This is a genomic window from Niveibacterium terrae (genome assembly GCF_048213115.1).
GTDB classification, from domain to species: Bacteria; Pseudomonadota; Gammaproteobacteria; order Burkholderiales; family Rhodocyclaceae; genus Niveibacterium; species Niveibacterium terrae.
The window spans coordinates 1,275,563-1,293,901 of the sequence record NZ_CP172404.1 but is presented as its reverse complement, the minus strand read 5'-3'; the positions used below and the strand labels follow the sequence as shown (position 1 = coordinate 1,293,901).

The window sequence follows — 18,339 nt, the reverse complement described above, 5'->3', positions numbered from 1 at the left end:
GCCCCCGGTCAAGCCTGATAGGCTTTCACCTTATTTGCGATCACCCGCCGTTACGGGACCAGACAACGATGAACCAAGCGACATCCGAAGAAAACGCTGCCGTCGAATCCGCAGTCGCCCTGCCCGCCTACATGACCGAAGTCTATGACTGGGCCTATGTGAATCCGCGCTATGTGCGCTGGCTGGACCGTAACATCGTCGTTCGCGTGCTGCTGTTCGCGAACGACCAACGCCTGATGCGCGCCTATCTGAACGAAATCTGCCCGGGATCGCGCGTCTGGCAGGTTGCCCACGTCTATGGGGATCTCGTCAAACGGGCCGCGGACAAGGTTGGCGACAAGGGGCTCTTCCAGCTCACCGATGTCACGCCCATCCAGATTGAGCATGCCGAGAAGAAACTGGCGGATCGCGCCTGGGCCAGGGTCACGCACTGCGATGCCGCACACTGGGTAGGCCAGATCTACGATCTCGTCTGCAGCTTCTTCCTGCTCCACGAAGTCCCCGAAGAAAAGAAGCGCGAAGTCGTCGACCGGATGCTCGCGTCGGTCGAGAAGGACGGCAAGGTCGTGTTTGTCGATTATCACCGCCCGCGCCCCTGGCAACCAATCGGCTGGATCCTGCGCTTCGTCAATGCCAAGCTCGAGCCCTTCGCCGAATCGACCTGGATGCACGAGATCCGCGAGTACGCGAGCCAGCCCGAACGCTTCAGCTGGGAAAAACGCACCTTCTTCGGCGGCGTCTACCAGATCGTCGTCGCAAAACCGATCGCGTCTGGCGAATGAGAGACTCAAGTCGGGCGTAGCCCGGCCGTAAACGAGCGGTGACGTCATAGTGTTTCCATCGACCCGGCCAGGCAATGCCCGAACACAACAAGTCTTTCTTTCTGAAGCCCGAACAGCTGCGCACAGGTCTTTACATCCATCTGGACCTGGCCTGGATGGATCACCCCTTCCCGTTTTCGAGCTTCCGGATCAAGACTGAGGATCAGCTCAGGCAGATCCGCAAACTTGGCCTGCGCGAAATCCGTTACTCGCCCCAGCGCAGCCACAGCGAGCCGCTCCCACCCTCTGCCGGCGGCGCAGGCGAATCCCCGGTCGATGAGCAGCCGAATCCCGACCTCGAGAGCAAGCGTCAGAGGGTTCGCAAACTGCGCCATCAGCGGCAGGCGATCAGCAAATGCGAACACGAATTCGCCGAGACTTCGCAGGAACTGAAGGCGATCAACCGCAATCTGCTCTCCCTTCCCGAGGAATCCCGTGGAAGGATGACTTCGCTGGCGGAGAAGATGGCCGACTCGCTGCTGACCCAGCGCGACATCGCCGTCAATCTGATGCCCGAGCGGATCGCCGGCGAAGACTTCTACCAGCACCCGCTCAATGTCGCGGTGCTCTCGCTGATGCTGGCGCGGGAGCTGAACGCATCGCGCGAAGCGGTCATCCAGCTGGGCGTCGGTGCGCTGCTCCACGACATCGGCAAACTCAACGTTCCCGACCGGCTGCAGCGCCTGCCGGCGCTGACGGCAGCCGAGCAGGCCCTGGTTCAGGAGCATGTCGCCTTCGGCCTCGCCGCCGGTCGCAAACTGGGCCTGGCTTCCGAGGCGCTGACCGTGATCGCCCAACACCACGAGGCAGTCGACGGTTCAGGCTATCCCCAGCACCTGTCAGGCGAGAAGATCTCCTTGCTTGCGAAGATCGTCGCGATCGCGAACACCTACGACAACCTGTGCAACCCGGCGAATCCGCTCAGGGCCCTGACGCCTCATGAGGCGCTCTCACAGATGTATGCCCAGCAGCGCAATCGTTTCGAGGCCGGCCCGCTCTCGATCTTCATCCGCTGCTTGGGCGTCTATCCGCCCGGCACCCTGGTCGTTCTCGGCGACGACGCATTCGGCATGGTGATGTCAGTCAACTCGTCCCGCCCTCTGCGCCCGGTCGTCCAGGTCTACGACCCGCGCATTCCCCACGAGGAAGCAATCCTGCTCGACCTCGAACAGGAACAGGAACTGTCGATCAGCCGAACGATGCGCCCCAGCCAGCTGCCGCGCGAAGTTTTCGACTATCTCGCCCCGCGCCGACGGGTCGCGTATTACTTCGACCTCGCTCACAGCCCGGTCCCGAATGCACAGGACACCCCGTGAGCCCCCTGTCAGCAAAAACCCTTGCCAGTCTCGTCGATCACTGCGGGCAAGCCCTGCTCGCGATCGACCCCCTAACGCTGAACATCGTCTTCGCGAATGCCGATGCCGCCCGGATGTTCGAATGCGCGCCCGAGGAACTGATCGGTTCCCCGATCTCCCGTGTCGAAACAGGGATGGCCGATCATTTCTTCTGGGAGGAAGTGCGCAACGGACGCAGCAGCGAACGCGCGCCTAGCGAAGGCTTCTACCGCGGTTTTCGCGGTGGCCGGCGCACGGTCGAGAAGAGCATCACGAAAGAGGAACTGGACGGGCGGACTCTGCTGGTCCTGCGCGCCCATGACATCTCCCGCAGCCGCATCGCCGAGGAGCTTTCCGCACACACCGCATCGCTGCTGGCCGCGACCTTCGAAGCCACGGCCGACGGGCTTCTCGTGACCGATGCGCAGGGCCGCGTCCAGAACTTCAACCGCCGCTTCGCAGCCCTTTTCGGCCTCGCGCCCGAAATCGGGGTCAGCACGAAAGATGCGGAACTCGCCGAGCAACTGCTCGCGCGGCTCGCCGAACCCGCGGACTGGCCGGAACTGCAGATAAAGCTCGCGCAGAACCCCGACCAGCAGATCCGCCAGCAGCTCGCGCTGATCGATGGTCGCCAGCTCGAGTGCGTCATCAGCCCGCAGCGCCTGAACCAGCAGACGATAGGCCACGTCTGGTGCTTTTCCGATATCACGGCCAGGGTTCGCTATGAAGCCGCGCTGCTTGCCGCGCGCGACGCGGCGGACAGCGCCAACCACGCCAAAAGCCGTTTTCTCGCGGCGATGAGCCACGAACTGAAAACACCGCTCAACGCGATCCTGGGCTTTTCGGATTTGCTGGGCCTCGACGAGCATCCCGACCAGGAGGACAGCATCCGCCTGATCCGCCAGGCGGGCGCACACCTGCTCGAACTGATCAACCAGGTTCTCGAACTCGCGCGTGCCGATGCGGGACGGATCACGCTGAACCCTGCGCCTCTTGCCGCCGACCAGTTCATCGCCGAGGCCTGTGAGATCGTCGAGCCCCTGGCCTCGCAGAAGAAGGTCCGCCTCGAGTACGCGGGCGGAGCCGCCCCCCAGGTGATCGGCGATGCGCTGAGGGTGCGCCAGGTGATGCTGAACCTGCTCTCGAATGCAATCAAGTACAACCACCCAAATGGCTGGGTCAGAATCAGTCACCGAGAGCTCGCCGAAGGCAGGGTAAAATACCTGCATATCGCGGTCGAAGATGATGGCCGGGGCATCTCGGAAGCGGATCAGGCTCGCCTGTTCGAACCTTTCGTTCGCGCGGCAGACAGCTCCGGCGATGTCGAGGGGACGGGTCTGGGTCTCGCGCTGACCCAGCGTCTTGTCCATCTGATGGATGGGCGCATAGGCGTCGAGAGCACTCTCGGTCGCGGTAGCCGTTTCTGGATCGAACTCCCGACCGTCTAGTCTTCCCCGGGCACGCCCGGAGAAGTATCTCTTTTTGCTGCAGGAAAACTCATGTCGAATCCGGTCGTCTCCTCGATCAAGGGCTGTATTGGCTCGCTGATCATCGCCGCCAACACCCTGATCCTCACCTGCGTCATGATCCCGTTCGCGCTCGCCAAGCTGGTTCTGCCTTCCGGCAGCCTGGCCCGACGCATCGTCGACCGTGTCCTCAACGCGCTGGCCGATACCTGGGTCCGCATCAACGGCCTGTGGATAGCGCTGCTGCAGAAGGTCCGCTGGGACGTCGAAGGCACGGACACGCTGCGCAAGCGCGGCTGGTATCTCGTCAGCAGCAACCACCAGAGCTGGGTGGACATCCTGGTGCTGCAGAAAATTTTCCAGGACAGGATTCCTTTCCTGAAATTTTTCCTCAAACAGGAACTGATCTATGTGCCGGTGATCGGGTTGGCCTGGTGGGCGCTCGACTTCCCGTTCATGCGCCGCGGCAAGGGCGCGAAGAGCGGACGCAGCGATCTGGCCGCAACGCGCAAGGCCTGCGAGCGCTTCAAAACCCTGCCCACCTCGGTCATGAACTTCCTTGAAGGCACGCGGCTGACCGCAGCCAAGCACAGCGCTCAACGCTCGCCGTACAAGAACCTGCTCAAGCCCAAGATTGGCGGACTCTCGATCGCCCTGGCAACGATGGGGGAGCAATTCGATTCAATGCTCGACGTGACGATCCTCTATCCGCACGGAGTGCCGACCTTCTGGGACATCCTGTCGGGCGGAGTGCATGAGGTTCGGGTTCGCGTGCGCGAGATCGCGATCCCTCGCGATCTGATCGACGGCGACTACGAGCGCGATGCCGCCTTCCGCGCCCGGGTCCAGGCCTGGGTGCATACGATGTGGCAGGAGAAGGATCTACTGCTCGAAGAGCTCAAGCGCGAAGCCAGCCAGAGCGCCGTCTGACCCCGTCCATTCCAGAATCATTCAAAGGAGGCTTCATGATCTCCCAGACAGAGAACCTCAATGTGCTCGGCTTCGACCGCATGCCCTCTCCGGCCGAAGTCAAAACCCTGGTGCCGATGACCGAAAAGGCGGCCACAACGGTCGTCGAAGGTCGCAAAACCCTGATCGACATCCTCGATCACAAGGATCCACGCCTGATGGTGATCATCGGCCCCTGTTCGATCCACGATCCGGTGGCCGGAATCGACTATGCGCGTCGACTCAAGCGCCTCGCCGATGAAGTCTCCGACACCCTCTATGTCGTGATGAGGGTGTACTTCGAAAAGCCACGGACGACGACTGGCTGGAAGGGCTTCATCAACGACCCGAGGATGGATGACTCCTTCCTGATCGCCGAAGGCATGGAGCGCGGTCGCCAGTTTCTGCGCGACGTCGCCGAGCTGGGCCTGCCGGCCGCAACTGAGGCGCTGGATCCGATCGCGCCTCAGTATTACGGAGACCTGGTCAGCTGGACAGCGATCGGCGCACGCACTTCCGAATCCCAGACCCACCGCGAGATGGCCTCAGGCCTTTCGACTCCGGTCGGCTTCAAAAACGGCACCGACGGCTCGATCGACGCGGCGGTCAACGGCATCCTGTCCGCCGCGGCCGCGCACAGCTTCCTGGGTATGAGCGACGAAGGCCAGAGCGCGATCATCCGCACCCGCGGCAATCCCTACGGCCATGTCGTGCTGCGCGGCGGCGGCGGTCGTCCGAACTACGACACGGTCTCTGTCTCGCTGGTCGAGAAGGCGCTTGCCAAAGCCGGCCTGCCGCTGAACATCATGGTCGACTGCTCGCACGCGAACTCGTGGAAAAACCCCGAGTACCAGCCGCTGGTGCTACGCGACGTCACGCACCAGATCCGCGAAGGCAACCGTTCGATCGTCGGCGTCATGATCGAGAGTTTCATCGAGGCCGGCAATCAGCCTATCCAGGACGCCGACAAGATGAAATACGGCTGCTCGGTCACCGACGGCTGCATCTCGTGGGAGACCACTGAGGCCATCCTCAGGCGTAGCCGCGAAGAGCTGCGCTCCGTCATCGCCGCACGGAGAGCCGGGTGAGCGAATACCTTATCGTCCAGGGGGTCGTTGTCGATCCCCTGGCACTCGAAGCCCTCGCCCATCTCGGACAAGCTCACGCGATCACTCGCCTGAGCGCCACGGCCTGGCGGCTTGAAGGTGCCCAGCGCGTCCCCGGCCTCGCGGAAGCGGCAGCGAACGCCGGCTTCGATCTGGGCTGGGTGCCCACCGAACGCCGACTCGACGATTTCAAGCTTTTCATCACCGACATGGACTCGACGCTGATCACGATCGAGTGCATCGATGAGATCGCCGATCTGGCCGGAGTCAAACCGCAGGTGGCCGCGATCACCGCGGCGGCGATGCGCGGCGAAATCGACTTCTCCGAATCGCTGAAGCGGCGGGTCGCGTTGCTCGAAGGTCTGGAAGCCTCGGCGCTGGAGCACGTCTTCGCTGAGCGTCTGAACCTGAACCCGGGCGCGACCGAGCTGCTCTCGCGCCTGAATGCCGAAGGCATCACGACGGTCCTGGTCTCGGGAGGTTTCACTTTCTTCACCGAGCGGCTCAGGAAGAGCCTGGGCTTCGACCATGCGGTCGCCAACGAGCTGGAAATCATCGACGGCAAGCTCACCGGCCGGGTGATCGGCGAGATCGTCGATGCCGCAAAGAAGCGCCGCACCCTCGAGGAAGTGCGTTCCGCGATCGGCGCGACCGTTGACGAGACGATCGCGGTCGGTGACGGTGCAAACGACCTGAAGATGTTCGGCGCCGCGGGCCTCTCCTTCGCCTACCATGCGAAACCCGTCGTCCGGGCCGCCGCCGACTACGCGCTGGATCACTGCGGTCTCGCCGCAATCCTGCCTCTGCTCGGGGAATGACGCAGGGCGCAGACGGTGTCGGATCAGCTTACACTCATCCGCACAGTGACGCCCCTGCGCTTTCAACGCGTTGAATTCATAGCATTTTTCTTTCAGGCATCGAGCTTGCTTAAATCTTGGCAAGATCATCTTGACCAGGAAGAAAATCATGAAGCGTCCGACCGGAAAAGCCCTCATCTCCGCGCTGAGCGGAGCACTTCTCGCGATCGGCCTGCTGCCCGCGGTCTGTCAGGCCGATGCGATCACGCTGACCGGCACAGTCAGGGATTTCAACTTCGCCGGTACGAGCTACAACGGCGTCGCCGGTCACCCCGACTTCCAGAGCAAAAGCGGTGACGACAGGGGAATCGTCCAGACCACTCTGGGCGCCGACGGCAAACCGGTCTATGCGTCGGCCAATGCGAATCCGACGATCACCAGCGCCGCCTCGTTCTACCAGTGGTATCACGACGATCCGACCGTAAACCGGACCGGAACCGTCAGCATTACGCTGAACAAGATCAGTCCGACCCTTTACCAGTACAGCAACTCCTCGTTCTTCCCGATCGACGGCGCGCTGCTTGCGCAACCCGACGGCGGGCACAACTTCGCGTTCACGACCGAGTTCCACACGAGCTTCACCTACCTCGCAGCAAACAACGACACCTTCAGCTTCACCGGCGACGACGACGTGTTCGTGTTCATCAACAAAACGCTTGCGATCGATCTGGGCGGAGTCCATGGTGCGGAGTCGGCAAGCGTGAGCCTGAACTCGCTGGGTCTCGTCGACGGCAAGGACTACTCGCTCGACGTGTTCCAGGCCGAGCGCCATACGTCCCAGTCGAACTTTGCGATCACGACGTCACTGCAGCTGAGCAATCCCGACCCGACCGTTCCCGAACCGACCAGCCTCGCGCTGCTTGCGCTGGGTCTGATCGGTCTGGCTCTGCGCCGCTGAACGCGGGCGAATTCAAACACGCCGATCCCGGAGCAGGACTCCGGGATTTTTTTGCCCACAGGAAAAGACTCGACCGACAGGGGTTACCCCTGTCCGACGGGTTGGCAAATCGACCGGCCAGGGTTAACCTGGCCCGACCAGCCGCGGTTAACGCGGCTGGTCGCTTTTTTACAATCCCGGGCACCGGGTTCTGCCTAAGCTGACGACTCCCTCTTCCACAAGGAGTTCGTCATGGCCATGCGTGCCGCTTTCATCTTCGTTGCCCCCGAAGCCGACCCCAGCCAGCACCGCGCCGAAGTTCTGACACCCGAAGTCGAGCTCGTCGTTCATGCGGTCAAGAACTACGCTGATGCCTGCACGCTCGCCAAGCAGCTCGTCGCGGACGGCATCATCGCGATCGAGCTGTGCGGCGGTTTTGGCTCAGAAGGCGTCGCGCAGGTCACGCGCGCCGTCGCAGGCCGTGCCGCGGTCGGCGTCGTGCGCTTCGATCACCACCCCGGCCTCGACCACCACAGCGGCGACGAGTACTTTCTCTGACCGATCAGGCAAACTCCTGACGCAAGGCCCGGGCCGCCGCAACCATGCTGCTCAGCGCCGCCCGGGTTTCAGGCCAAGCCCGGGTCTTCAGCCCGCAGTCCGGGTTCACCCAGATGTTGCGGGCCGGCACGACCTCCGCTGCCTTGCGGACCAGCGCCTCCACCTGGGCTTGCGCGGGAACCACCGGCGAATGGATGTCATAAACGCCGGGGCCGATCTCGTTCGGATAGCGAAAGTCGGCGAAATCCCGCAGCAGCGTCATGCCCGAGCGGCTCGCCTCCAGCGTGATCACATCCGCGTCCATCGCCGTGATCGCCTCGAGGATGTCGCCGAACTCCGCATAGCACATATGGGTGTGGATCTGGGTCGAGTCCGCGACGCCGCTGACCGACAGGCGGAATGTGCGCGTCGCCCAAGCGAGGTAATCGCGCCAGTGCGCCCGGCGCAGAGGCAGACCTTCGCGCAGAGCAGGTTCGTCGATCTGGATCATGCCCAAGCCGGCGGCCTCCAGATCGCCGACTTCGTCGCGGATCGCCAACGCGATCTGCTGCGCGCAGAGCGAGCGCGGCACATCGTCGCGAACAAAAGACCACTGCAGGATCGTCACGGGGCCGGTCAGCATCCCTTTCACCGGCCGTGCCGTCAGGCTCTGCGCGTAGCGGCTCCATTCGACCGTCATCGCTCTGGGGCGTTCGACATCGCCGAACAGGATGGGCGGCTTCACGCAGCGCGAACCATAGGACTGAACCCAGCCGTTGGCCGTGAAGGCGAAGCCTTCGAGCTGCCCGCCGAAGTATTCGACCATGTCGTTGCGCTCGGCCTCGCCATGGACCAGCACATCGAGTCCCAGCGCTTCCTGTTCCCTGACCGCACTCGCAATCTCGTTGCGGATCGCCGAGCGGTAGTCGCCATCGCTGAGCGCACCCCGCCGGAGTGCGGCGCGCGTGGCACGGATGCTCTCGGTCTGCGGGAAGGAGCCGATCGTCGTGGTCGGGAACAGCGGAAGATTGAAGCGCTCGCGCTGCAGGCGCTGGCGCACGGAAAATGGGCTGGCACGTCGATAGTCGTCCGGCGCGAGCGCGTTGATGCGCGCGGCAACGGCCTTCTTGCTGACCCGGGAGCTTAGCGCACGGCGCGCCCGAACCTCCCGCGCCTCATCGAATGCCGGCAAAACCTTCGCTGCGGCCTCCCCTCCGGACAGCGCGGATCTGAGCAGTTCGAGCTCAGTGAGCTTCTCGACGGCACCCGCGACCCAGGGGCGCAGCTCAGCGTCCAATGCCTCATCATCGGCCAGGGTCAGCGGCACATGCAGCAAGGAACAGGACGGCGCGAGCCACAGCGTGCCGCCGCGCCGCTCGCGCAGAGCACTCAGCCGATCGAGCGCGGCATCCAGATCGCAGCGCCAGATGTTGCGTCCGTCCAGAATGCCCAGCGACAGTTCGCGGTGTTCGGGAAGCCACTGCAACACGCTCTGCAGATCCTCGTCCCCGCGCACGAGGTCGAGGTGCAGCGCGGCAACCGGAAGACGGCAGGCGAGATGTGCGTTCTCGGCCAGCGGTGAAAAGTAAGTCGCCAGCAGCACCGGGAGGCCGGGCACCTGCAGCCGGTGATAGGCGGGCTCGAACGCATGTCGCCAGGCATCCGGCAGGTCCAGGCCCAGGATGGGCTCGTCGAGCTGGACCCAGGCGACACCTCTGGCCTTGAGCTGACCGAGCAACTGTCGATAGACGGGCAGCAGCGAATCGAGAAGATCGAGCCGCTCGAAGCCCTCCTCGAGCGATTTGCCCAGATAGAGAAAGCTCAAGGGTCCGAGCAGGACGGTCTTGACCGGATGGCCCAGAGCCAGCGCCTCGTCGACTTCGCCGAGCAGGCGCTCGGCGGCGAGCCGGAAAGCGGTCTGCGGACCGAACTCGGGGACCAGATAGTGGTAATTGGTATCGAACCACTTGCTCATCTCCAGCGCGCCCCGCCCGCTCGCCGAACAAGCGCCGTGCCCGGTACCGATTTCCCTGGCCACGCCGCGCGCCATCGTGAAAGTGCGCACGAGGCCGGAATCCGCATCCGAGAATCCGAAGCGCGAGGGTTCGCAACCGAAGAGCTGGATGTGATTGGCAACGTGATCGTAGAAGGCGAAGTCGCCGACGCAGACACAGTCGAGCCCGGCTTCGCGCTGCAAAGCCCAGTGCCGCGCGCGCAGTGCGCGACCGCACTCTTCGAGCGCCCCGGCGTCGATCTGACCGCGCCAGTAGGCTTCCAGCGCGCGCTTGAGTTCGCGCTGCGCACCGATGCGGGGAAACCCGAGAACATGAGTTCTTATCATGATGATTCGCTTTGTGTTGAATATCTTTTGCGATCATCGCGGTCTTCGACGTATTATTCAAACGATAATTTCTTTGATTCATCGAGAATTTCATTCATGCAATCGCTGCTCGAACTGCGCCACCTGAAGACACTGATCGCGTTGCGCGACACCGGAAACCTGTCGCGGGCCGCGCAAAACCTCAAGCTGACCCAGTCCGCTCTGTCGCATCAGATCAAGGCATTGGAAGAGCAGTACGGAGGCGAGCTGTTCGCGCGAAAGTCCAACCCGCTCGTGTTCAGCGCCGCCGGGCAGCGCCTGCTCAAACTCGCAGCGGAGGTGCTGCCCCGGATAGAGGAAGCCGAGCGCGATCTCTCCCGCCTCGTCAGCGGACGGGCCGGCGATCTGCGCATCGCCGTCGAATGCCACACCTGTTTTGACTGGCTGATGCCGGCGATGGATGAATTCCGCTCCGCGTGGCCGGAGGTCGAGCTCGACATCGTGTCGGGCTTTCAGGCCGACCCGGTGGGCCTGCTCCAGCAGGGGCGGGCCGAAGTCGCGATCGTCTCGGAGCCGCCGGAGGATGAGGCAGGCGTGACGACCTGGCCGCTCTTCGCGTTCGAGATGGTCGCGCTGCTACCCAAGGGCCACCCACTGAGCGCCAAGCCCTGGCTCGCCGCGGAAGACTTCGCGGATCAGACCCTGATCACCTATCCGGTTCCCGACGAGATGCTCGATCTGGTTCGTCAGGTCCTGCGCCCGGCCGGCATCGCGCCGCGACGCCGGACCAGCGAACTGACCGTCGCAATGCTGCAGCTCGTCGCGAGCGGTCGCGGCATCGCCGCGCTACCGCTGTGGGCGGTCAAGAATTATCTGGATCGCGGCTATGTCGCGAGGCAGCGAATCGGCGAATCAGGCCTCACCGCCCGCCTCTATGCCGTCTCTCCTGCCGCACTGAAGGACAGGGCCTACCTCGCCGACTTCGTCCGCCTGATGCGGCAGAATTCGCTGCGGGATCTGCCGGGCATTTCGCTGATCTGAAATGCCCGGCACAGCACCCTGTCAAGCCTTGGCAAGCGTCAGGCTCAGGTTGTTGTCGGCCGGACTCGGGTCGGCCCACAGCCCCTGGATCAGCCCCCCCATCATCTTCGTGTTCGCATCCGTGCTCGCGACCATCGCCGCAAGAGTCGCCTGGGTCGTCGCATCGGTCAGCTTTTCGTCGCCGGCATAGTGGGCGACCAGGGCCGGCACGATCAGCGGCAACAGCGCGGTGACCTGAGCCGAGGGCAGATTGTAGGGAGCGTTGGTCAGCATGTAGGTGACGAGCGTGTTGAGCCCGCTCGTCAGGTAATCCTTGGCCCAGGTCTGGAAATCGCTCGGGTGCGAGCCGGTCTTCGTGACAACCGAGGTGCTGATCGTCAGCGTCGCAGTCGAGCGATCCAGGCTCACGAAGCGATAGGGGCTGGGCGCGGTCACCGTCGAGCCGGTCTCGACGTCATAGATCGTCTTCCCGCTATAGGTCTTGCCGACCACGTCGTTGGCGTGGAAGTGGCCGGTGAACATCACGCCCAGACCGTTTGCGGCAAGCATCGCGGCGATCGCCTCGCGCTTATTGACCAGATATTCGGAGAACAGCGACGACTGTCCCGTGAAGTGCTCGACCAAACCGTGGTGCATCATGCCGATCACGATCTTGCCGCGCGATTTCGCTTCCTGCAGCCGCGCTTCGATCCAGCCCAGGCTCAGGTCGCTGATCGCCCCCGCGGTGACCGGCTCGCCCAGGCTCAGGTTGTTCGCGTACTGGCACGAGTCGATCGCGAAGAGCCAGACGCCTTCGGCGGGTTCGGCGATGTAGCTGAGCGAATTCGGATCCGAGTAGAGCGCGCTGCCATAGCCGCAGTTCGCATAGATGGAGCGGAAATCGTCCGGCGTGACCTGGGTTGCAGCCGTCGAGGGCGTCGTTCGGTAGTCGCGCGCGTGCGGATTGTTGATGTCGTGGTTGCCCGGAATCACATAGACCTTCTTGCCCAGCGCGGCGAGCCGCTTGGCCAGTGCTTCGTGCCCTGAGCGCTCGCCATCCTTGGTCAGATCGCCCGAGATCAACAGGAAGTCGAGATTCTGGCTCTTGATGTCGGCGAGCGCCGCATCGAAGATCTCGACGCTCTCCTTGATCATCTTGCGATCCTGCAGCAGATACGCGTCCAGCTCGGCGCTGTCGCCCAGCGCCGCGGTGTCGAAGAAGTGGGTATCGCTGAGCACCGCGAACTTGACCGGACTCTTGCTGCTGTCACCGGAGGAATCGCCACCGCAGGCGGCCAGCCCCGTGGGCAAACCGATGACCGTCGCACCGACCAGGGTGCGCTTGAAAAAAGTCCGGCGGGACAGCGAAGGCTGCGGTTTTTCGGTTGGGCGGGACGACATCGCGATTCCTCTCAGGGCAAAAGAGGAATCTCATCAGCTCCGCTTTATCCTTCGATGTCGCTGCCGTGACAATTAGGTGACGATCGGCTTTCGGCCAACGCCTTCAGGCGCCGGTACAGGGTTCGTTCGCTGATGCCCAACGCCTGAGCCAGCTTCTTGCGCGAGCCCCTGTGCCCTTCTAGCTGGCCCGCCAGGTCGGGCTCATCGGCAAAAGCCCGCGCGACGGGCCCGACACCACAGACCTCGGCCGGCAGGTGCTCGACGCCAATCACTTCGCCGTCCGAGATCAGGCTGGCCCGTTCGAGCAGATTGCGCAGCTCGCGGACATTGCCGGGGAAGGCATAAGCGGAGAGCTCCTTCATCGCCGCGGCGGAGAGCTGGAGGCTGCGCCCGGGAGCGACCCGCGCGAGCAGCGCCGCGACGAGCGCCGGCAGATCGTCCAGGCGTTCGCGCAGCGCCGGCACTTCGATCGGAAAGATGTTGAGCCGGTAGTAGAGGTCGGCACGAAAGCTCCCCGCTGCGACCATCTCGCGCAGCGAGCGGTGAGTCGCCGAGATCACGCGGATGTCCGCCCGCCTCGGCTCGCTGGAGCCGACCCGCCGGTAGGCGCTGGTCTCGAGCAGACGGAGCAGCTTGACCTGCATCGCGAGCGGAATCTCGCCGACTTCGTCGAGGAAGAGCGTGCCGCCGTTGGCCGCTTCGACGAGCCCGACCCGGGCCGCGACAGCGCCGGTGAAAGCTCCGCGCTCGTGGCCGAAGAGTTCGCTCTCGAACAGATTCTCAGGAATCCCCGAGCAATCGACGGCAACGAAAGGCCTTTTGGCACGCCGGCTCATCTGATGGATCGCCTGGGCCACCAGCTCCTTGCCGGTCCCCGATTCGCCTTCGAGCAGCACGACCGCATCGGCCTTCGCGACGCGCGACGCCAGATCCATCATCTGCCCGAAACGCTTTGAAGCGCCGATCAGCTGCCTCGCGCCGGAGCGCTCCGCGACCGGCTGCAGCTCCAGCTTCTCGACGAAATAGCGGATCTCCCCGCCGCCGTCGCGGATCGGCGTCAGCTCGATGTTCCGGTACTCGTCACCATTCGCAGTGTGGCGCAGGTGCAGAACACGTTCGCGCCGCCCCGAGGCGAGGCAGCGCCCAAGCGGACAGGCTTCCCCCGAGCGATCACAGGGCTGGGTGTGCTGGCAGGAAACCTGAAAACAGTTGCGACCGATGACCCCTTCTCCGTTCGCGATCTGCTTGCGGTAAGCGCTATTCGCTCCGATGATTCGATAGTCTGCATCGAGGATGATGTGCGGCTCGGGCGCAGCGTCGAGCATGGAGAGCAACTCGGCAAGAGGATGGGAGATAGTCGTGACGAAAGACTTGGCGACAGGCATAACCGAACTGTGCCACAGTCTGCCAAAGGCTGCCAGAATGGCAGTCTGTGGCAGACCTTCCGCCCCTCGGCCGATAACCGTTGCTCTGGAAATCATTGTTTTTGCAGCAATTTGTCGGAATCATGAAATCTGGCCCGGATCTTGAATGGGAACGACGAAACCACGCTTTCATCAATGACAGCAATGCGTAAACCTGGCCTCGGAAAAGAACTGGCAGTCGTGGTCGCCATCAAGCTGGTGGTGATCGCTCTGCTCTGGTGGGGATTCGTCCGCGATCAGCGGGTCGAAGTCCGCGCCGAAGACATCGCAGCGAGCCCAAGCGACGCGCAGCTCCACACCAATCGGGAGAACAAAACTCATGCTCAGTGAGCACCTGGTCGACCTGTCGCGGCTGCAGTTCGCCGCCACCGCGATGTACCACTTCCTCTTCGTCCCGCTGACGATAGGGATGACCTGGATTCTGGTCATCATGGAGAGCGTCTATGTGATGACCGGCAAGGTCATCTACAAGGACATGACCCGTTTCTGGGGCAAGCTCTTCGGCATCAACTTCGCGCTGGGCGTGACGACCGGCATCACGCTCGAATTCCAGTTCGGCACCAACTGGGCCTACTACTCGCACTATGTCGGCGACATCTTCGGCGCACCGCTGGCGATCGAAGGGCTGATGGCCTTCTTCCTCGAATCGACCTTCATCGGCCTGTTCTTCTTCGGCTGGGACCGCCTGCCCCGCCGCCAGCACCTGCTCGCGACGATCCTGATGGCGATCGGCACCAACCTGTCGGCGCTGTGGATCCTGATCGCGAACGGCTGGATGCAGAACCCGGTCGGCGCGACCTTCAACTACGACACGATGCGGATGGAGATGAGCAACTTCATGACCATCCTCTTCAACCCCGACGCGCAGGCCAAGTTCGTCCATACGGTTTCGGCCGGCTATGTGACCGGCGCGGCCTTCGTGCTGGCGATCTCGAGCTGGTATTTGCTGAGAAACCGCGACGTCGAATTCGCGCGCAAGAGTTTCCGGATCGCGGCCGCATTCGGTTTCGCGTCGGTCTGCTCGGTGATCGTGCTCGGCGACGAGTCGGGCTATACGGTCGGCGAAGCGCAGCAAACCAAGATGGCCGCGATCGAGGCGATCTGGCACACCGAACCGGCTCCGGCCAGCCTGAAGATCGCCGCGATCATCAACGAAGAGGAGATGCGCAACGACTGGGAGATCTCGGTCCCCTGGGTGATGGGACTGATCGGCACCCGCTCGGTCACCAAGACCCTGCCCGGCATCCACGAGATCCTCGCCAAGAACCGCGCACGCGTCGTCTCGGGCATCGAGGCGGTGCGCGGACTCGAAGCCTACCGCCACAACCGCCAGGACAAGGAAGCGCTCGCGAAGCTCAAAGCGCACGAAGCCGATCTGGGTTTCGGTTTCCTGCTCCGCCGCTACGTCAAGTCGATGGATGAAGTGACGCCCGAGATCATCGACAAGGCAACCCGCGACACGATTCCGCGCGTAACCCCACTCTTCTGGGCCTTCCGCTTCATGGTGGGCCTGGGCTTTGGCATGCTGGCGCTGTTCGGCCTCGCGCTGTGGTTCTCGGTCAAGGGAACATTCGCCAAGCACCGCTGGCTGCTGCGCTCGGCCTTGCTCTTCCTGCCCGCCCCGTGGCTCGCCTGTGAGCTGGGCTGGTTCGTCGCAGAGTACGGCCGTCAGCCCTGGACGATCTACGGCGTGCTGCCGACCCACATGTCAGCCTCGACGCTGAGCGTCGGCTCGCTGTACGGGTCGCTCGCCGGCTTCGTCGGCTTCTACACCGTGCTGCTGATCGTCGAGATGTTCCTGATGGTCCGCTTTGCCAAGCTCGGTCCGGGTAGCCTCGGCACCGGCCGTTACGCCAATGAAATCCAGCACGCCTAAACGGATCGAGGATTGACATGCTTGATTACGAAACCCTGAAAGTCATCTGGTGGGTGCTGATCGGCGTACTGCTGATCGGCTTCGCGGTCATGGACGGCCATGACATGGGAGTCGGCACTCTGCTGCCCTTCGTCGGCCGCAGCGACGTCGAACGCCGAGTCATCATCAACACGGTCGGCCCGCACTGGGACGGCAACCAAGTCTGGTTCATCACCGCCGGCGGAGCGATCTTCGCGGCCTTCCCGCTGATCTACGCGACCGCCTTCTCCGGCTTTTACTGGGCAATGCTCGCGGTGCTGTGGGCGCTGTTCTTCCGTCCGGTCGGCTTCGACTACCGCAGCAAGATCGACGATCCGCGCTGGCGCCAGACCTGGGACTGGGGTTTGTTTGTCGGCGGCTTCGTGCCCCCGCTGATCTTCGGCGTCGCGTTCGGCAACGTGCTCCAGGGCGTTCCGTTCAGCTTCGACGAGGGGATGGTCTCGACCTATACGGGCAGCTTCTGGGCTCTGCTGAACCCCTTCGCGCTGCTCTGCGGCGTCGTGTCCAGCGCGATGATCACAGCCCACGGCGGCATCTACCTGGCCCACCGAACCGAAGGGGAAGTCCAGAGCCGTGCGAGCCGCAGCGCTCAGGTCGCGCTGATCGTGATGCTGCTCTGCTTTGCCGTGGCCGGAGTCTGGGTCGCAACCGGCATCGAGGGCTACAAGATCACGTCGGCCGTGGCGCCGGGCGGCCCTGCCGATCCGCTCGCCAAGGAAGTCGTCCGCGCCGCCGGAGCCTGGCTCGCCAATTACCAGCAGTGGCCGATCGCGATCGCGGTTCCGGTCGTCGGCTTCGCCGGCGCGCTGCTCGCGCTGTTCGCGCTGCGCTTGGGCTGGACCCTGTCCGCCTTCATCGCCTCGGCGCTGGGAATGGCCGGAGTGATCGGCACGGCGGGCGTCTCGATGTTCCCGTTCGTGATGCCCTCGTCCAGCGATCCGCGCTCCAGCCTGACGGTCTGGGACAGCGTGTCAAGCTATATGACTCTGGCCATCATGCTCGTCGTCGTCGTGATCTTCATCCCGCTGATCGTCTTCTACACCGGCTGGGCCTACCGCGTGATGCGCGGCAAGGTCACCGCGGACTTCATCGGCAAGAACAAGCACAGCGCTTACTGAGATCATTCTGAACAGCCCGGTCGCGCCACCTGCGCCCGGGCGACAAGGAGAAAACATGTGGTATTTCGCCTGGGTATTGGGAATCGGCTTTGCGGTCCTGCTCGGAATCCTGAATGCGATGTGGGGTGAGCATGAACAAGCGCGTGAGGACTCCATGCGCGAAGAAACCGATGGCGTCCAATACTGAGACCGGCCGGCCCGGCATCGCTTTGCTGCCACTCGCGGTCGCGCTCGCGATCATGATCGCACTGAGCTTCTATCCACCGCTGGTGGTCGGCCGCAACGGCCATGCCGACCACCCTGGCCTGATGCTGCTGTGCTGGGCGATGTCGGCGGGCTTCACCCGCGGAGTCGGGCTGGTTCCGAAAAACAGGATCGCCCGTCTGCTGCTGTCGGGTTGGGCGACGCTGCTGGCGCTGGCTCTGGGCATCATGCGCCTGGCTCAGGTCTTCTGAGATGTACTTTCGTCAGATCCAGGATCCCGCAACCGCCTCGCTGTGCTATCTACTGGCCGATCGGGCGAGCGGCGAGGCGGTCGCGATCGATCCCCTGCCCAGCCACGCGCTGCTGCTGCTCGCGATCCTGCAGGAGCAGGCGCTCACGCTGCGCCACCTGCTGCGTACCCACGTCCACCCCGGCCGTCAGTACGAGAGCCCTCTGCTGGGCCTGCCCGGCCTTGTCGTCGGTCAGGGCGAGGCGGCGCTGTGCGCGCCCGCGGACCGGCATTTCGTGGACGGTGACGAAGTCGGATTCGGCACGGAAGCGGTCCGTATCCTCGCGACGCCCGGCCACACGCCGGGCTGCGTCAGCTATCTGTGGCGTGATCGGCTCTTCTGCGGCGACGTGATGGAGATCAACGGCTGCGGTCAGCCGGTCGACGAGACCGATCCGGGCGCGATGTATGACAGCGTGACCGGGCACATCTTCACGCTGCCCGACGAAACCCTGCTCTTCCCCGCTCACGACTACCGGGGCCGGACCGTCTCGACCGTCGCCGAGGAGAGGAGGATGAACACATCCTTCTCGGGCCTGAGCCGCGAGGCCTTCGTGACTGACATGCGCAACAGGGCGCGCGACTGACGGCTGTTCATATCGAAAAACGCATCCCCGCTATCGCATCCACGCGGGGCTTTGCCGGCCTGGGCCGGCTTGCCGCGTGTAGACTGACGCATCGCCATTGCGTCCCGGTCACTGA

General features: G+C 63.6%; 18 protein-coding genes. 15 read left to right on the top strand and 3 right to left on the bottom strand.

What is annotated here, in order from left to right; translation table 11 throughout:
* The first annotated feature begins 68 nt into the window (after positions 1-68).
* From rquA to ACHFB9_RS05775, 8 genes are all read left to right on the top strand, one after another.
* Positions 69-782: a rhodoquinone biosynthesis methyltransferase RquA gene (rquA, locus tag ACHFB9_RS05810; protein ID WP_417070147.1), complete on the top strand. Its 714-nt coding sequence runs from the start codon at positions 69-71 to the stop codon at positions 780-782.
* A gap of 74 nt (positions 783-856) precedes the next feature.
* A complete protein-coding gene (locus tag ACHFB9_RS05805; protein ID WP_417070145.1) occupies positions 857-2,137 on the top strand; it encodes an HD-GYP domain-containing protein in 1,281 nt (426 codons plus the stop codon).
* Positions 2,134-3,603, top strand: a complete 1,470-nt coding sequence (locus tag ACHFB9_RS05800; RefSeq protein ID WP_417070143.1) for a PAS domain-containing sensor histidine kinase — start codon at positions 2,134-2,136, stop codon at positions 3,601-3,603. Before ACHFB9_RS05805 ends, ACHFB9_RS05800 begins: the two co-directional genes overlap by 4 nt.
* Positions 3,604-3,654: 51 nt before the next feature.
* A complete protein-coding gene (locus tag ACHFB9_RS05795) occupies positions 3,655-4,551 on the top strand; it encodes an acyltransferase (RefSeq protein WP_417070141.1) in 897 nt (298 codons plus the stop codon).
* 35 nt (positions 4,552-4,586) lie between these two features.
* Positions 4,587-5,657 carry a 3-deoxy-7-phosphoheptulonate synthase gene (locus ACHFB9_RS05790; RefSeq protein WP_417070139.1) on the top strand — a complete coding sequence of 357 codons (1,071 nt, stop codon included), beginning with the start codon at positions 4,587-4,589 and terminating at the stop codon, positions 5,655-5,657.
* Positions 5,654-6,493 (top strand): phosphoserine phosphatase SerB, encoded by an 840-nt coding sequence (gene serB / locus ACHFB9_RS05785; RefSeq protein WP_417070138.1) that lies wholly within the window; start codon positions 5,654-5,656, stop codon positions 6,491-6,493. The genes ACHFB9_RS05790 and serB overlap by 4 nt, the downstream gene beginning before the upstream one ends.
* 148 nt (positions 6,494-6,641) lie before the next feature.
* A complete protein-coding gene (locus ACHFB9_RS05780; RefSeq protein ID WP_417070137.1) occupies positions 6,642-7,430 on the top strand; it encodes a fibro-slime domain-containing protein in 789 nt (262 codons plus the stop codon).
* Between the two features lie 231 nt (positions 7,431-7,661).
* Positions 7,662-7,967 carry a DUF6506 family protein gene (locus ACHFB9_RS05775; RefSeq protein ID WP_417070135.1) on the top strand — a complete coding sequence of 102 codons (306 nt, stop codon included), beginning with the start codon at positions 7,662-7,664 and terminating at the stop codon, positions 7,965-7,967.
* A gap of 4 nt (positions 7,968-7,971) precedes the next feature.
* Here ACHFB9_RS05775 and metE read toward each other — a convergent pair whose 3' ends face one another.
* Positions 7,972-10,287: a 5-methyltetrahydropteroyltriglutamate--homocysteine S-methyltransferase gene (gene metE, locus ACHFB9_RS05770; protein WP_417070133.1), complete on the bottom strand. Its 2,316-nt coding sequence runs from the start codon at positions 10,285-10,287 to the stop codon at positions 7,972-7,974.
* 105 nt (positions 10,288-10,392) lie between these two features.
* On the opposite strand from metE, the gene ACHFB9_RS05765 reads away from it, so the two are divergent.
* A complete protein-coding gene (locus ACHFB9_RS05765) occupies positions 10,393-11,307 on the top strand; it encodes a LysR family transcriptional regulator (RefSeq protein WP_417071342.1) in 915 nt (304 codons plus the stop codon).
* A 21-nt stretch (positions 11,308-11,328) separates the two neighbouring features.
* Here ACHFB9_RS05765 and ACHFB9_RS05760 read toward each other — a convergent pair whose 3' ends face one another.
* Positions 11,329-12,687, bottom strand: coding sequence for a metallophosphoesterase family protein (locus tag ACHFB9_RS05760; RefSeq protein ID WP_417070131.1), 1,359 nt, complete (start codon positions 12,685-12,687; stop codon positions 11,329-11,331).
* A 44-nt stretch (positions 12,688-12,731) separates the two neighbouring features.
* Positions 12,732-14,072, bottom strand: coding sequence for a sigma-54 interaction domain-containing protein (locus tag ACHFB9_RS05755; protein ID WP_417070130.1), 1,341 nt, complete (start codon positions 14,070-14,072; stop codon positions 12,732-12,734).
* Positions 14,073-14,213: 141 nt separating this feature from the next.
* On the opposite strand from ACHFB9_RS05755, the gene cydP reads away from it, so the two are divergent.
* Genes cydP through ACHFB9_RS05725 form a run of 6 tightly spaced genes read left to right on the top strand, consistent with a single transcriptional unit; the run spans position 14,214 to position 18,224 of the window.
* Positions 14,214-14,441 (top strand): cytochrome oxidase putative small subunit CydP, encoded by a 228-nt coding sequence (cydP, locus tag ACHFB9_RS05750; protein WP_417070128.1) that lies wholly within the window; start codon positions 14,214-14,216, stop codon positions 14,439-14,441.
* Complete coding sequence (locus ACHFB9_RS05745) at positions 14,431-15,987, top strand: cytochrome ubiquinol oxidase subunit I (RefSeq protein ID WP_417070126.1); 1,557 nt, start codon at positions 14,431-14,433, stop codon at positions 15,985-15,987. The genes cydP and ACHFB9_RS05745 overlap by 11 nt, the downstream gene beginning before the upstream one ends.
* A 17-nt stretch (positions 15,988-16,004) precedes the next feature.
* Positions 16,005-17,144 (top strand): cytochrome d ubiquinol oxidase subunit II, encoded by a 1,140-nt coding sequence (gene cydB / locus ACHFB9_RS05740; RefSeq protein WP_417070124.1) that lies wholly within the window; start codon positions 16,005-16,007, stop codon positions 17,142-17,144.
* Positions 17,145-17,199: 55 nt separating this feature from the next.
* Complete coding sequence (gene cydX, locus ACHFB9_RS05735; RefSeq protein WP_417070122.1) at positions 17,200-17,331, top strand: cytochrome bd-I oxidase subunit CydX; 132 nt, start codon at positions 17,200-17,202, stop codon at positions 17,329-17,331.
* Complete coding sequence (locus ACHFB9_RS05730; RefSeq protein WP_417070121.1) at positions 17,315-17,599, top strand: cyd operon YbgE family protein; 285 nt, start codon at positions 17,315-17,317, stop codon at positions 17,597-17,599. Before cydX ends, ACHFB9_RS05730 begins: the two co-directional genes overlap by 17 nt.
* 1 nt (position 17,600) lies before the next feature.
* Positions 17,601-18,224 carry an MBL fold metallo-hydrolase gene (locus ACHFB9_RS05725; RefSeq protein WP_417070119.1) on the top strand — a complete coding sequence of 208 codons (624 nt, stop codon included), beginning with the start codon at positions 17,601-17,603 and terminating at the stop codon, positions 18,222-18,224.
* The last annotated feature ends 115 nt before the right edge of the window (positions 18,225-18,339 follow it).

Coding starts and splice junctions, on each gene's coding strand:
- ACHFB9_RS05780 (WP_417070137.1), top strand. CDS start 6,642: ATGAAGCGTCCGACCGGAAAAGCCCTCATCTCCGCGCTGAGCGGAGCA.
- rquA (WP_417070147.1), top strand. CDS start 69: ATGAACCAAGCGACATCCGAAGAAAACGCTGCCGTCGAATCCGCAGTC.
- cydB (WP_417070124.1), top strand. CDS start 16,005: ATGCTTGATTACGAAACCCTGAAAGTCATCTGGTGGGTGCTGATCGGC.
- metE (WP_417070133.1), bottom strand. CDS start 10,287: ATGATAAGAACTCATGTTCTCGGGTTTCCCCGCATCGGTGCGCAGCGC.
- cydX (WP_417070122.1), top strand. CDS start 17,200: ATGTGGTATTTCGCCTGGGTATTGGGAATCGGCTTTGCGGTCCTGCTC.
- ACHFB9_RS05805 (WP_417070145.1), top strand. CDS start 857: ATGCCCGAACACAACAAGTCTTTCTTTCTGAAGCCCGAACAGCTGCGC.
- ACHFB9_RS05790 (WP_417070139.1), top strand. CDS start 4,587: ATGATCTCCCAGACAGAGAACCTCAATGTGCTCGGCTTCGACCGCATG.
- ACHFB9_RS05775 (WP_417070135.1), top strand. CDS start 7,662: ATGGCCATGCGTGCCGCTTTCATCTTCGTTGCCCCCGAAGCCGACCCC.
- ACHFB9_RS05795 (WP_417070141.1), top strand. CDS start 3,655: ATGTCGAATCCGGTCGTCTCCTCGATCAAGGGCTGTATTGGCTCGCTG.
- ACHFB9_RS05760 (WP_417070131.1), bottom strand. CDS start 12,687: ATGTCGTCCCGCCCAACCGAAAAACCGCAGCCTTCGCTGTCCCGCCGG.
- ACHFB9_RS05725 (WP_417070119.1), top strand. CDS start 17,601: ATGTACTTTCGTCAGATCCAGGATCCCGCAACCGCCTCGCTGTGCTAT.
- ACHFB9_RS05755 (WP_417070130.1), bottom strand. CDS start 14,072: ATGCCTGTCGCCAAGTCTTTCGTCACGACTATCTCCCATCCTCTTGCC.
- ACHFB9_RS05730 (WP_417070121.1), top strand. CDS start 17,315: ATGGCGTCCAATACTGAGACCGGCCGGCCCGGCATCGCTTTGCTGCCA.
- ACHFB9_RS05745 (WP_417070126.1), top strand. CDS start 14,431: ATGCTCAGTGAGCACCTGGTCGACCTGTCGCGGCTGCAGTTCGCCGCC.